Below are 12,871 nucleotides of genomic sequence, written 5' to 3'. Positions count from 1 at the left end.
GCCGCCGTCGCCCTCCCGGGCGGCGGCGGTCAGCGGTGCAGCTGGCGGGCGCGACGTTGAGCGGCGCGGGCGGCCTGCAGCATCGCCTCGGCCAGGTCCGACGGCTTCACGTGCTCGAAGAGGGCGGAGTTGATCGCGACTTCGAGGACCTCCCCGTTGCCGGCGACCCCGACCTCGACCAGACCCCAGTCGTCCTGGGCGGTGACGACCTGCTGGGCGGCCTGACGCCGCCGGGCGGCCTGGCGCTCCTCCACGGCCTCGGACTGGGTGGTCAACTCGCGGTTCACCGGATCCTCTTCCTCTCACCTGGCTGCTACGACGTGACCGACTCCCCACCGGTTCCGTGGGGAACCAACCACAGGCGCGCAACGTCGGAAAGATCATGAACTGGGTACGCGCGACCGTCGACCACCTCTCCCGCCGCGAGGTCTCACCCGTGGTGCCGGCGACCCTGCGCGGCGACCTGAGCTGGGCGCGGGCGTACGTCCGCCGCGAGATGCCGAAGCCGGACACCCTGGAGCCGGAGAGCTGGCTCCGCCCGGCGAACTAGGAAGTGTCCTGTAAGTCATCGGAGCCAGAGGATGATGGCGGCGATGGTGAGTTCGGCTTGGTAGTAGGCGGCGCGTTTGGCGTCGCGGGTGGCTAGGTCGCGGAACTGTTTGAGCCGGTTGAGCGATGCCGTCGAGCAGTGGCAGTTGTGGGTTGTCGCCGGCGTGGCCGCCGGTGAGCAGCACCCGCATCGGCAGCCCGCGGCCATCGACGGCGAGGTGGATTGTGGTGCTCAGTCCTCCGCGGGAGCGTCCGAGTCCTTTCCCGTCGACCGCGAGCGCCTCGACGCCGGGGGCGCAGCCCCCCTTTTTTCCGGGCGCCAGCAGAATGCTGGTGCGCCCGGACCACGCTCGAATCAACCGAGATGACCCACGCGACCTCGCCGACCGAGGTGTCCTTGACGATCACCTCGTCCAGGATCTTCTGCCAGGCGCCGTCGGCGGTCCACAACCGCAACCGCTCGTGCACGGTCTTCCACGGCCCATACTGTTCGGGCAGGTCACGCCACGGAGCGCCGGCGTAGCTTCCACAGAATCGCGTCGAGCACCTGCCGGTGATCCCGCCACCGCCGACCCCGACCCGACACCGGCACCGACGGCTCAATTCGCGCCCACGCCCGATCCGTCACCTCACCCCGACCCACCACAACCCAAGATCAAACCAGAACCGCAGCTAGATCAATTACAGGACGCGAACTAGTCGCAGCGCTCGGCAGAGTGGGCGCCGACCACCGACGAGGGGCAGCGCCCCGCGATCCGGCGTCGCACTGCTTGCCCCGCCACCAGGATCCCGTGGTCGCCACCACGGCGTGCCGAGTGGTGCACCGCCGGCCGGCGGCGGCACCCACGCTCAGCGCCGCGCGCGCCACCCCAGCGACAGCACCGCGTCCACCAGCTCCTGGTAGGTCTCCTTGACCTCGCGCAGGTAAAGATCCAGCCGCCCGGCGTAGGCGTGCGGTGCGGGCGCTGGGTCGGCCCCGACCTCCAGCCACGGCAACCTGCTGACGTTGTCCTGCGCCATCCGCCACCAGTGCTGCGCGCCCTGCACCGTGCGGGCCTCGCGCTCCTTCGCCTCCGCCACGGCGGCCTCCGCGGCCGCGATCTCGGCGTCCAGCTCCTCGGCCCGCCGCCGCTCCCACGCCCGCAGCTCCTCGGCCGCCTTGCCGGCCAGCCCGACGATCTGCTTGTACTCCATCGCCGCGTTCATGCCTGGTGCTCCGGCCGGTCGAAGGGGATCATCACCTCGGGCGAGACGTGCGTGCTGCGGTCGAAGAACAGCGCCCGCCCCGGCCGCGGCGACCAGTGCACGACCTGCCCGGCCGCGAACTGGCTCAGCTCCGCGCCCTGCACGTCCAGCGCCGCCCACGCCCCGATGTCGTCGGTGCCGGCGAACCCGAGCGTGTCCTTCAGCCGCGCCGTGCTGCGCCACCACCCGATCGTGTGAGTGCCCTTGCCTGGTCCCTGCTTGAGAACCACCCGGAAGTGGTCCAGCCCGCTCTTGAGCTGACCGGGTTGCTTCTGCTCCAGGATCGGCAGCGCCGCGTCGACGCCGTACAGCAGCAGGATCCGCGCGTGCTCGGGCGGTTCCTCGGCGAGCTTGGCCATGTGCTCGCCCAGTTCGACGTCGCTCAGCCGCACCACGCGGTGCCCGTCCGACTCCAGCCCGTCGGCCAGCTCGCCGACCGCGGGCGCGCACCGGTCGACCAGGCACGCCACCAGGAACTCCACCTCGTGCGGCGGGTACTGCTTCGCCAGCGAGCGGGCGGCAGCGTCCATGATGGACAGTGCCTCGGCGATCGCGGTGCCCATGATCGCCAGGTTGCGGCCCGGCGCCCCGGTCAGCTCCACCGCGCACGCCGTGTCCTCGACGTCGATCGACTGGCCCAGCAGCGCCCGCGGCGGCCCGCCCGGCGTGAGCCCGGCGAACGCGGCGGAGTGCTCCAGCACCGGCGAGTGCGCGCCGTCGAACAGCCGTGGCCGCTGGTGCTCCTGGGCGTAGCGCTCCCATAGCTCCCGTTGCAGTGACGAGAAGATGTCCTTGCTGCTGGCGTCCGGCACGTGCGCGAGCTGGTTGCCGTGCGCGACACCCGAGTCGTGGTTGACCACCGCGTGCCACTTCGGCGCGGCAACGGCCGCGTTGTTGGTCTCGGCCAGCACGCGCCGCGCCTTGGGCATGGCGATGCGCAGCGTGCACTGCTCGAACACCGCCGGCTTGCCCCAGAACGCGTCGATGCCCGCGATGTCCTGGCTCGCCAGGATCAGGTGGATGCCCTGGGCGCGGCCACGGCGGGCGATGTCCTCCAGCAACGCGGTCGCCTGGTTGGTGACGCCGTCGCGACCCGCGAACAGGTACTGGAACTCGTCGATCACCGCGACGATCCGCGGCCAGTGCCCGTCCGGGTCCTGGGCGCGCAGCCCGGCCAGGTCGGTGACCTCGTGCTCCTTGGCCGCGGCCGACCGGCGGCGCAGCTCGTCGGCGAGGAACCGCAGCAGCGCCAGGCCGAACTCGCGGTCGGTGTTGACGTTGACCCCGATCAGGCGCGCGTGCGGCAGCCAGCTCGCGTCGCGGCGGCCCGGCGCGAGCCCGGCGAAGGACACGCCCTCCTTGAAGTCCAGCAGGTACAGCGCGAGCTCGTCCGGCGGGTAGCGCGCGGCGAGGCTGCCGAGCAGGGCGTAGAGGAAGTTGGTCTTGCCCGAGCCGCTCGGGCCGCCGATCAGCGCGTGCGGGCTGGCGTCGCCGATGACGACCTCGACCGGATCGCCCTCGAAGAACCCGACCGGCGCCCGCAGCTCGCGCGCGGAGTTCTCCTGGCCCAGCTCGGCGGGCAGCAGGTCGCGGAACGACCGCGGACCGCCCTGCTTCTCCACGATCGCGTCGGCCAGCCTGCTCGCCGCGGCACTGACCTCGGCCGACGGGATCGGCGGGTCCAGGTCGACGACCAGGTTGGGCCCGGTCATGCTGGTCGCCGCGTGGTGCTCGTCGAGCATCCGGATGTTCTCGAACGCGCCGCCGAGGATCGTCGGGATGTCGACGGTGATCAGCGAGATCCCGGCGGCCAGCGCGGCGCCTGCGATGCGCTTGAGCTCCCGCAGCGGTTCCGGCGCCCACGTCTCGCCGTTGCCGAACAACACGACGATCCGCCACGGCTCGACGCGTTGCCCGAGCTGGTCGCGCAGGCCGCGCAGCGAGGTGTGGCCGGCCTGCATGGTGTGCGCGTGGATGCGGCGGATGTGCCCGGTCACCTCGTCGAGCAGGACGCCGAGCTGGTCCGGGTCGTACAACGTGACCGCGGACGTGCGGGACAGCGGGTACAGGTTGGGCAGCACGGCGGTCAGCTGCGCGACGTCCCACAGGTGGATCCGCACCGAGCCCAGCTCCATCGTGCTGAGCACGCGCAGCAGCAGGCCCTCGATGAGCGCTTCGACGGCGGCCCGGCCGCGGACGGCCGTGGTGATCGCCAGGTGCGAGTCGTCCAGCAGCGGCACCACCACCGGGAACGGCCCGGAGTCGTCCATTGTGGACGAGCCGATGCGCCACAGCGGCGGCGGTTTCAGCGGTTCCCGGCCCGCACGGCCGAGCCACGCGCTGGGCGGCAGGCTCGCCGGCCCCGGCGCGACGCGCGCGACCAGGTCCCGCAGCCGCGCGGGCACCGTCGCGGCGTCGGTGTAGAACGCGGCGTGCTGCGCGTTGAGCTTGTCCCGCACCCCGGCCATCACCGGGCTGCGGAGCGCTGCGGTGAGCTTCTCGTCCCCGGCCGCGTTGTCGATGCCGACGCGCACGATCTGCTGTTCCAGCTGGAGCCGGGCCAGCTCGGTCTCGGCGATCTGGCGGCCCGCCTGCGCGGCGCCGAGCACCATGCCGAGCTTCTCGCGCATGGTGCCCAGTGCCGTCACGACCCGGCGTTTCTGCTCGTTGGCCTTCGCCATGGCGCGCCTACAGCCGGGCCAGGTAGGTGTTCACCAGCTCGTCGGCGGCGCGCAGCCGGTCGGCGTCCTTGCCGAGCCGGTCGACCGCCGCCGCCAGCTCCGGCGGCACCCACGCGTCGGCCTGTTCATGGGCGTTCACGATCACTTCGCGCGCTTCGTCCAACAGCTCCACCGCACGGTTGGTGTGTTCGCTTGCCTCGGCCAGTTTCGCACGGAACGCGGTCAGCTGCGCCTGCAGTTCGGGGAGCGAGAACATCTAGAGGCGGGCGGCGTACGACTCGGCCGACGACACCGCCGCCTGGATGGTGTTCTGCTGACCGCTGATGCCCTGCAACGCCTCGGCGAGCATGCTGTTCGCCTGGGTCACCTCCGGCTGCGTGCTTCCCGAGGTGACCTGGCCCAGGATCTGCTGGGCCTCCTCGAGTGCCTGAGCGGCCTGCTGGAGGGCTGCGACGCTGGCGTTGCACTTCTCGTTCGCCATCGCGATCCCAGCGCGGATCTCTTCCACTCCGGCCATAGTGACGCGGGTTCTCCTCGAGCTAGCGGTTAGTACGGCCGCGTGTGCGGCCTGTCAACAAACTATCGGTAGAGCGGACCGGAGCATGAGCCTGGTCACTGGTGCATCCGGGTGAAGCGCGGAGCCGGTTCACACGGCCGTGTGCGCCCTGAACGCAGAACGCCGGGCCCCTGTGGGGTGCCCGGCGTCGTGCGAAGAGCGGAGGATACGGGATTCGAACCCGTGAGGGCTGTTACACCCAACACGATTTCCAATTCCGCTCCGGCCGGTTCAAGATCGGCCGGACGGCTTGTGACCAGGCGTTTTGCGGTACGGCTGCAACATGGGGGGTAGTCTGAACGGGGCTGAACTGCAACCCCAACTGCAACCCGGGTTGGGCCCTCAGTTGCCCGCTGCCGCCTGGGTGGTCCTGTCACACCGGAGGGTCCCGAAACGGCCGCGAGCGGCGATCTCAGCCCGCCGGTTCCCCGGGCGGGGAGGCGGGTACGGGGCGCAATGAGCCTCGCAGTCGCATCGCCGCCCCCTGTGTTTCAGCCGGTCCCTGCCAGCTGGGCGGGTGATCTCATCCGCTCATTCGGCTCATTCGAGCAGCTCAGCTCGGGTGAGGGTGCCGAATGAGCAAACTCATTGCAGCTCGGGATCCTCATTCGCGATCTCATCCCGGAGGTCGGCCGCTTTGGGCCTCCCCGCGCGCCGTTACTCCTCGGCTTCCGTCCCCGGCGGTTGGGGCGGTCGGGTCTCAGACGGCGACTTACTCCCGGAACCGTCAGAGGGCGTTGGGGGTGGGGTCGTCGCGCTGGCAACGCCCTGTTGCAGCGCGGCTTCGACTTGTGCTAAGCGAGCCTCCCTGTCCTGCTGCCTTCGCTCGTCCTTGGTGTCACCGTCCCTGGTGAAGACCCTCAAGCCGCGCGTGCCGACCCCTTCGCCCCACAGGCGAACCGCCTTGCTGATGTTCTCGACTTCCTTAGCTATATCGTGAAGACCGCGCTTCTTTACAAAGATGATCGGGTCTAGTGCTCCCAGGTCTAGTGAGAACTCGTAGCGATGCGGAACGCTCTTTCGCGAATTCCTTCGGAATATCTTCGCGGCGCCCTGGCTGGTGAAGCTAACGGTGGCGGTGTAGAACTTGGGCAGGTCGCTGTTGGCTCTGGCGAAACCGAAATCGAGAAGCGTTCGCCACTCTTGGCCAGGGACTAACGTGCGGATGGTTTCTGGAAGAATCACCTCTTCCGCTGCCCCGTTGTCGTCTCCTGTGCGCTTCAACGGCGGGTCGGTCGTGATTTTAATGTTGAACGCCGACGTGTTGCCGAAGTTCTTAACCACGAGATCTACTGTGGTGGTCGATGCGTCGAATTCGAGGAAAGCGGCAACATACGGGTCGGCTTGATCTTGGCGCAGTCTCTTCGCTTCGCGGACTTGCCGCCATGCGATTGTTGCTGCAAGGGCAGCGATGGCCGCGGTGAGCAGGTTCGCGAAAGCAGACCACGTTTCAGGAGACCATGCCGCAAATGCTGGCCATTCCATGGCGAGCGTGTGGCTTAGAGGGTTCACGCCGTGTTGTCGTTGCTGCGTCGGTCGCTGTTACCCGTTAGGTCTTGGCCCGAGTTAGATCCGGCGGTTACTGGCTGGGAGAGCTGGTTCCCCGTGCTCAAGATAGAGTGTGGTCCCCTCCGTACTCGCCCGGTAAGCCTGCGACAGACGACGCGCGAGGCGCGGGATCACGTACTCGTCCAGCTTGTCGACTGGCACCCATTCCCAATGGTCCAGCTCGTCGTTGTCGAGCTGAATCGCCTGCTCATCCGAGCCGAGATCGCCGCAGCTGAAGACGTACAAAATCTTGTCGCCCTCCTTTTCGTTGGGCGCCCAGTCCTGAATCAGGAGGCGAACCGGCTCCCGTTCCAGGCCGATTTCCTCGCGAATCTCGCGCCGACAAGCCGCCGCTGGCGACTCGCCCCGATCGACGTAACCGCCGGGGATGTCCCAGCGGTTTCCGTAGGTCTTCCGGACGAGTAGCACCCGATCGCCGTCGACGAAGAGGGCGCCGGCCGCAATCCGGGGCGTCGCGAAATTCGCGTCAGGGCTGGTCATGGCCCCTACCCTACGATGCGCATCCGGCGAGCCAACCTATCCACCTCGATCGGGGGCCGTCCGGGGCTGTTGCGTACCCACGTGAGAACGAGCTGCCGGGCCAGGTAGTGGTGTCGTACCTGCTCAGGCGCGAGACGTTCAGCGTCGAGGACGGTAGCCGCGGCTGCGTCCCTGCGGTTCGTCAGGTTGTAGGCGCGGGCGACATCAAGCAGATGGCGAACTCGCCGCTCGGTCGGCAACGCTCCCGTGTCGAGATCAGGGCCGAGGTCCATCGCTATCTGAACGTCGCCCAGTTCCATTGCCGTGTTCACCCGGTGAATGGTGACGTTGGTTGGCCCGAACGCGGTCCATAGGTGGTTCCGATCCCCGCCCAGGCGATTTGCCGCGTCTTCGGCTTCCTGGAGATAGCTCCGGGTCGTGGCGCGATTCTCGGCGCGGGCAGCAGCCATAGAACCGGCCAGGAAGAGCGTCCCGTAGACGGACTGCAAGTTCCCATCGTCGTCGGTGAGGTGCGGTTGCAGGTACGCGGCTCCGGCCTCCGTGAGCTGCATCGCCGGTTCGTGGCGGCCGGTGGACAGTAGGGCGAACGCGACTGACCGGAACAGTGACCCGGTGATCGCGTGGTTGCCCGTCGCCTGGGCGGCCGTGAGGCCGCGCTCCGCTGCGATCCAGGCGAGGTCCGACTCTCCCAGCTTGGTCAGCACGGAAGCGGCAGCCTGGTAGCTCAGGGCGAGGAGTTCGTGCGCTCGGATGCGCTGGTCGCCGTCGTACTGCCGAGCCGCAAGCAGCGCGTCAGCCAGGAGCAACGGGGCGCGCCCGGCGGCGAAGCCGAACCGCGATGCCTGGTAGGCGTCGAACACCGCCCGCAGCTCGCGCTCAAGCTCGTCGAGGGCCGGGGGTTCCGCGTCTGGCGCAGGGGCGCTCAGCAACGGCGTGAGCTGCCGGTAGTCCATCAGCGCGGCCCGGAGCGCGGGCACGGTCGAGACTCCGCTGTCCGCCGTCCAGTCCAGCAAGGTCGGCTCGCCGATCAGGTCGCCTAGCGACACATCCAGGGCGTCCGCGAGGCGCCGGATCACGGACAGGCGATCAAGCTCGATGCGGTTGTTCTCGGCCTTGCCGAGCCAGTCACTCGTCCGCCCGATGAGGCCGGCCAACGCCTCCTGGGACATGCCGCGCCGTCGCCGGTACCAAGCCACGCGTTCGCCGATGGTCAGGTTCTCGGTCATTCCTCGCATGGCTCTACCCTTCCCGCGCGCTCGCGAAGGTACCCGGAAGATTTTTCCGGGTCGTCTGCTCGATCTGGGTTGACCCTTGTCTCATGCGACAGCAGCGAGACCAGAACAACCAGCTGACAGCAGTCGCCGGGCTGAACCGCTCAGCGGCGCTACTGACTGGGGAGACGACCCTGGAGGTCTGCGAGTTGGCGCTCGATCTCGGCGATCCGAGCCGCCATGTCCTCCAGCGCACGTCGCAGCGTGGCGACTTCGCCACCATCGTCAGTTGCCTCGGCAGTCGCGCGAACGTACGAGCCTTGCCCCTGCCGCGTGACGATCAGCCGATCACGCTGGAGATCGGCGAACGCTCGCTTGACGGTGCCGACCGACACGCCGAACTGCGCCGCCACTGCGCTGTGTCCTGGCAGCTTGGCACCAACCGCGTACTCGCCGCTGCTGATGGCCGTCCTCAGCGCGTCGGCGACTTGCTGGTACGGCGGACGCGGGTCATCCGGGTTCAGCTTGTCCACGCCGACCAGGATACGCGGCTAGGTCGACTACTCCATCTAGGTGAACATAGATTAGCTACGTTGTCTAGGTTGACCATGTTGTCTAACGTCTCTCTTGTCGCCGGGAAGCCCGGCAGCAAGCAGGAAGCCCCGGCCAGTGCTGCAACACCAGCCGGGGCGCACATCGAAACCTTGGGAGCGTCGATGCAGTTCGAGGATAACCGCATGTACCGGGTCAAGGCCGTGGCTGAGGCACTGGACGTCTCGGTAGCGACGATCTACCGGGCGATCGAGTCCGGCAAGCTGGACGCCCTGAAGATCGGCACGGGCAAGGGCACGATCCGGATCACCGGCAAGGCCGCGAACATCTACGTCAACGCCTGCTCCGGGGCCGCCTACCAGGCTTATGTGGTCGAGGGTGCTCCGATCGCCGCGAGCGACGACGTGGCGGGGGAGGTGGCCTGAGATGGTGCCGACGACGACCGCCACGTTCGGACAGATGGCCGTGCAGGTGCAGACCTCGCAGTACGGCGAGCAGCCTCGAACGACCGCGTTCAGCGCTCCGCTGCGCCTGAGCGAGGAAGAGATGGTGGGCGCGCTCTTCCGGTGCGCCGAGGTCGGGCTGACCGCCGATGAACTGGACGACCTCGAGTACGTGCGGGAGTGCGTGGCCGGCCAGGTCATCAACGCCGGGCTGGACGAGATCAACGAGGCGTGCGCGCGAATGGCCAACCTGACTCCGGACAGCGAGTGGGCCGACTTCGTGCCCGAGCTCCGGACCGCCGTGCGACGCGCGTTCGCACTGGACATCCCTGTCCCGCGCAAGCCAGTCCGGCGGCGCCGCGACCTTGCGGAGGTGGCCTGAGATGGCGGCCGCCCGTTTCGGTCAGATGGCCGTGCAGTTCGTCAGCGGTCACGACGAGCCCAGCCAGGGCGTGGTGTTCCAGGTCGCGCCCGTGCTGGTCAGTGAGGAGCACCTGGTCGCCGCGCTGTGGTACTTCGCTGCTGAGGGTGTGGAGGCCGAAGACCTTGCCGACACCCGCTATGTGCGGGAGGTCGCGGCGGATGTGATCGTCAATGCCGGGTGGTGTGCGGTCGCCGAAGCAGGCGCGCGGCTGCGCGGACTCGTTCCTGGCAGCGCTGAGTACGGATGGGCGGAAGAGATCCGCGGTTACGTCCGTCGCGCCTTCGTCGACATCCTGGGCGCGGCCGTGCCGAGGCCACGCGCCGACCGAGGTGAGTTTGCGGCCGCCCGGTAGGAACACGCCGCTTTCTGGCTCGGCGGGTCCACCCCGCCCGCCGCGAATCGAGTTCGACTCGCGGTGATGAACGCGCCCGCCGGGCCGGGCCCCCTCGACCAGTCGCACGGGATCGACCCTCGATCGCTCGATCGTGAACGCCTCGATTTATCGCGCTGACCTGCATGAGTCGAGGCCGGATCGAGGGTCGATCCCCACCACCCGCCACCGTTCACGAACCTCGTGAGGAGCATCGATCGTGACTTCCCCTCAGGCAGCCGGGCGGCATCTGCGGCCCGTGAACGCCCAGGGCGAACCCGTTCACGAACCGTCGCCGTTGGAGTCGGTGAACGGCGACGAGTCGGCCACCGTGAACGGTGTCCGGCGGGTACGGCTGACCCCGGCTGCCGGTATCAGGCTGCGCCCCACGTACTGGCTGTGGGACGGTCGGATGCCCCACGGCGCGCTGACAATCGGGCCCGGCCGCGAGGGTATCGGCAAGTCGCTGTTCTGTGCGTGGCTGGCCGCTCGCGTGACCCTTGGCGAGCTGCCCGGCGTGCATGAGGGCACGCCCAAGAGCGTCATCTACGCGGCCACCGAAGATTCGTGGGAGCGCACGCTCGCCGGACGGCTGATGGTGGCCGGCGCGGACATGCACCGTGTGTACCGGGTCGAGGTTGAGCACGTCAGTGGTCACCACCTGCCGCTGTCCCTCCCCAAGGACTGCGATGCGCTCGGCGAGGAGATCGTCCGCCACGACGTCGGTCTGCTGATCGTGGACCCGCTGATCTCGGCCGTGGACGGCTCACTGAACACCAACCAGGACGCTGACCTGCGCCGCGCGCTCGAACCGCTCGCCGAGCTGGCCGGTGCCACCGACTGCGCGGTGTTCGGGCTGGCGCACTTCAACAAGGCCACCGGCACCGACGTGCTGTCCCGCATCATGGGCGGCCGGGCGTTCTCCGCCGTCGCTCGCGCGGCGATCGCGTTCGCGCGGGACACGACGGCGGACGACGGCTCGTGCGTGATCTCGCAGGTGAAGAACAACCTCGGCCGCCTGGACCTGCCGTCGCTGCGCTACCAGGTGGACTCGATCGAGCTGGGCACGGAGGAAGGCCCGGCCCAGTGGGGACGGCTGGTCATGCTCGGCGAAACCACCACCCACGTCAACGACCTACTCGACGACGCGCCCGGCGACGAGGACCGGCACGAAGTCGATGACGCGCGGGCCTGGCTGGAGGACTACCTGGTCGGTCAAGGCGGTACCGCCGCGTCCTCCGAGGTCAAGAAGGCTGGCAAGGCTGCCGGGTTCTCAGAGCGCACCATCGGCCGTGCCCGGAGCCGCCTCAAGCTCGTCTCCAAGCGCGAAGGATTCCCGTCCGCCACCTTCTGGAGCCTCCCGTGATCCACCCTGCCCAGTCGTGCCAGCAGTCATGCCATCTGGGGTCTGTCGTGCCACCGCTGGCACAACTGCCGTGCAGGCCTCTGACCAGCCAATACGGGTGCTGGTGGTCGCAGTCGTGCCACCAACTCGGCAATGGCAGGACTGACAACAGCCCCGATCAGTTGGTCCAGTCCTGCCATGCCTGCCTGCCCTGGCACGACTGGACCGTGAGCGCACTGTTGAGGCAGGTCAAGTGCCAGGTTCTCAGTCGTGCCAGGGCTGGCACGACTGAGAACACGTGGCACGACTGGGCAGAAGCCTCAGGCAGTGGTCGCCTGGTCCTCGGCGCGTGTTTCTCGCCGTCCTTCCGGGTCACGGAGCTTGAGGTCGACGTCGTGCGCCTCGACGCTGCCTTCGTCGTAGTGCGGGATCAGGGGATAGCCGTACCCCGTGTCGTCGATCGCCCAGGCCACAACAGGATCGCTCCACTCCTCTCCGCTTTCGAGCGTGCCAACAACGCGCCAGCCCGGCTGAGCTGGCGTGACGACGGGCGGCCACCGCGGGCACTGCTCCAGCCCCTGAAAGCCCTTCATGCGAGAGGCGGTGCGCAGCTGCCCCCGACGCGGGTCCACTACCAGAGCGTCTCCTTCGTCAGAGAACTTCTCCACTGTGATGCGAGTGGGGGTTGGGAGGTCGTCTTCCTGGATCAGAGCGACCCAGCCGGTGGGCGAGTAATCGATCATGTTTCGAGTCTGCCGCACCTTAGCCAGCTGCGGCAGATCACGCCCCCCGTATCCGCCGCCGCTGTGCGTACAGGGAACGGGCCAGGGAACCGCGACGGCGGGAGGGAATTTTCCCTTCTCGCCTCCCCGGCCGACTCCCTAGGTCTGACCTGCCCAAACCGATCTCAAGGGAGCGAGGGAACGACCACTCCAGCGGCCCGGCAACCCCCGGAAACACGGCTCTCGCGACCGGGCTGCCGATTCCCTCCCTCCCGTCAGCGGCGGGTACGGGGAGGCCCTCGGCGCCTGACTGTTCAACCGCCGAGGACATCGGTCACATACCCGGGGCAGCCGCAGGTAGTCGCGATCCGGCCGCCCCCCGGTGTGCCCGCCGACGGGTTAGGCCGGGGGTTAGATCGCGGGTTAGCTCGCCGCACGCGGGTTAGATTTCTAACCCGACGCCCGCAGACGCTAACTCGTGGCCTGACCAGCAAGAAGTTAGCTGGGTTAGGCGGGTTAGGTGGGTTAGATCGACCCTCGCGGCCCCGTCGAAACCGGGGGCACGGGACTTCGGCCCGAACTAACTAACCCGGCCGCGAGCACGGCTCGCCTAGGGCGTGTCTGACAATGATCGCGGTTGGTGGCTGGGATGCTGCTGGTCGTGTCGCGGTTTCAGATGCTCTCGGATGAGCAGTGGGCGTTGATCGAGGACTTGTTGCCGGCG

General features: G+C 68.4%; 15 protein-coding genes and 1 pseudogene. 5 read left to right on the top strand and 11 right to left on the bottom strand.

Annotation, left to right across the window (positions count from 1 at the left end; genetic code table 11):
• Window positions 1–29: 29 nt before the first annotated feature.
• Window positions 30–287 (bottom strand): YbaB/EbfC family nucleoid-associated protein, encoded by a 258-nt coding sequence (locus ABZ193_RS06330; RefSeq protein ID WP_020419486.1) that lies wholly within the window; start codon window positions 285–287, stop codon window positions 30–32.
• Window positions 288–382: 95 nt separating this feature from the next.
• On the opposite strand from ABZ193_RS06330, the gene ABZ193_RS06325 reads away from it, so the two are divergent.
• A complete protein-coding gene (locus ABZ193_RS06325) occupies window positions 383–550 on the top strand; it encodes a hypothetical protein (protein WP_237338389.1) in 168 nt (55 codons plus the stop codon).
• Between the two features lie 92 nt (window positions 551–642).
• On the opposite strand, the pseudogene ABZ193_RS06320 reads toward ABZ193_RS06325, so the two are convergent.
• The 9 genes and pseudogenes from ABZ193_RS06320 to ABZ193_RS06280 all read right to left on the bottom strand — a co-directional run bounded on the left by ABZ193_RS06320 (window position 643) and on the right by ABZ193_RS06280 (window position 8,824).
• Window positions 643–1,177 (bottom strand): annotated as a pseudogene (locus tag ABZ193_RS06320) (IS5 family transposase).
• Window positions 1,178–1,398: 221 nt separating this feature from the next.
• Window positions 1,399–1,755 (bottom strand): hypothetical protein, encoded by a 357-nt coding sequence (locus ABZ193_RS06315; protein WP_020419488.1) that lies wholly within the window; start codon window positions 1,753–1,755, stop codon window positions 1,399–1,401.
• Window positions 1,752–4,475, bottom strand: coding sequence for an FtsK/SpoIIIE domain-containing protein (locus ABZ193_RS06310; RefSeq protein ID WP_354709151.1), 2,724 nt, complete (start codon window positions 4,473–4,475; stop codon window positions 1,752–1,754). Before ABZ193_RS06310 ends, ABZ193_RS06315 begins: the two co-directional genes overlap by 4 nt.
• A 7-nt stretch (window positions 4,476–4,482) precedes the next feature.
• Entirely contained in the window at window positions 4,483–4,731 is a 249-nt protein-coding gene (locus ABZ193_RS06305) for a hypothetical protein (protein ID WP_354709150.1), read from the bottom strand.
• Window positions 4,732–4,992, bottom strand: a complete 261-nt coding sequence (locus tag ABZ193_RS06300; protein WP_017986316.1) for a hypothetical protein — start codon at window positions 4,990–4,992, stop codon at window positions 4,732–4,734.
• A gap of 696 nt (window positions 4,993–5,688) precedes the next feature.
• Window positions 5,689–6,516: a hypothetical protein gene (locus tag ABZ193_RS06295; protein WP_354709149.1), complete on the bottom strand. Its 828-nt coding sequence runs from the start codon at window positions 6,514–6,516 to the stop codon at window positions 5,689–5,691.
• 81 nt (window positions 6,517–6,597) lie between these two features.
• Window positions 6,598–7,080, bottom strand: a complete 483-nt coding sequence (locus ABZ193_RS06290; RefSeq protein ID WP_354709148.1) for an NUDIX hydrolase — start codon at window positions 7,078–7,080, stop codon at window positions 6,598–6,600.
• A gap of 5 nt (window positions 7,081–7,085) precedes the next feature.
• Window positions 7,086–8,306, bottom strand: coding sequence for a helix-turn-helix transcriptional regulator (locus ABZ193_RS06285; RefSeq protein ID WP_354709147.1), 1,221 nt, complete (start codon window positions 8,304–8,306; stop codon window positions 7,086–7,088).
• 158 nt (window positions 8,307–8,464) lie between these two features.
• On the bottom strand, window positions 8,465–8,824 hold the full coding sequence (locus ABZ193_RS06280; RefSeq protein ID WP_354709146.1) for a GntR family transcriptional regulator: 360 nt from the start codon (window positions 8,822–8,824) through the stop codon (window positions 8,465–8,467).
• Window positions 8,825–9,007: 183 nt separating this feature from the next.
• Between ABZ193_RS06280 and ABZ193_RS06275 the strand changes: the two genes are divergently transcribed.
• The 4 genes from ABZ193_RS06275 (at window position 9,008) to ABZ193_RS06260 (ending at window position 11,446) form a co-directional block, all read left to right on the top strand.
• The gene (locus tag ABZ193_RS06275) at window positions 9,008–9,268 is read left to right on the top strand and encodes a helix-turn-helix domain-containing protein (RefSeq protein WP_354709144.1); all 261 of its coding nucleotides are present in this window, start codon (window positions 9,008–9,010) and stop codon (window positions 9,266–9,268) included.
• Between the two features lies 1 nt (window position 9,269).
• The gene (locus ABZ193_RS06270) at window positions 9,270–9,668 is read left to right on the top strand and encodes a hypothetical protein (RefSeq protein ID WP_354709143.1); all 399 of its coding nucleotides are present in this window, start codon (window positions 9,270–9,272) and stop codon (window positions 9,666–9,668) included.
• 1 nt (window position 9,669) lies between these two features.
• Window positions 9,670–10,062 (top strand): hypothetical protein, encoded by a 393-nt coding sequence (locus tag ABZ193_RS06265; RefSeq protein ID WP_354709141.1) that lies wholly within the window; start codon window positions 9,670–9,672, stop codon window positions 10,060–10,062.
• Window positions 10,063–10,300: 238 nt separating this feature from the next.
• Window positions 10,301–11,446 (top strand): AAA family ATPase, encoded by a 1,146-nt coding sequence (locus ABZ193_RS06260; RefSeq protein ID WP_354709140.1) that lies wholly within the window; start codon window positions 10,301–10,303, stop codon window positions 11,444–11,446.
• Window positions 11,447–11,745: 299 nt separating this feature from the next.
• Here the strand turns inward: ABZ193_RS06260 and ABZ193_RS06255 are convergent, their stop codons facing one another.
• Entirely contained in the window at window positions 11,746–12,168 is a 423-nt protein-coding gene (locus ABZ193_RS06255; RefSeq protein ID WP_354709139.1) for a hypothetical protein, read from the bottom strand.
• Window positions 12,169–12,871: the final 703 nt, after the last annotated feature.

The organism is Amycolatopsis sp. NPDC006125, from assembly GCF_040614195.1.
Classification (GTDB): domain Bacteria; phylum Actinomycetota; class Actinomycetes; order Mycobacteriales; family Pseudonocardiaceae; genus Amycolatopsis_E; species Amycolatopsis_E tucumanensis.
This window is presented reverse-complemented; position numbering and strand designations above follow the sequence as displayed.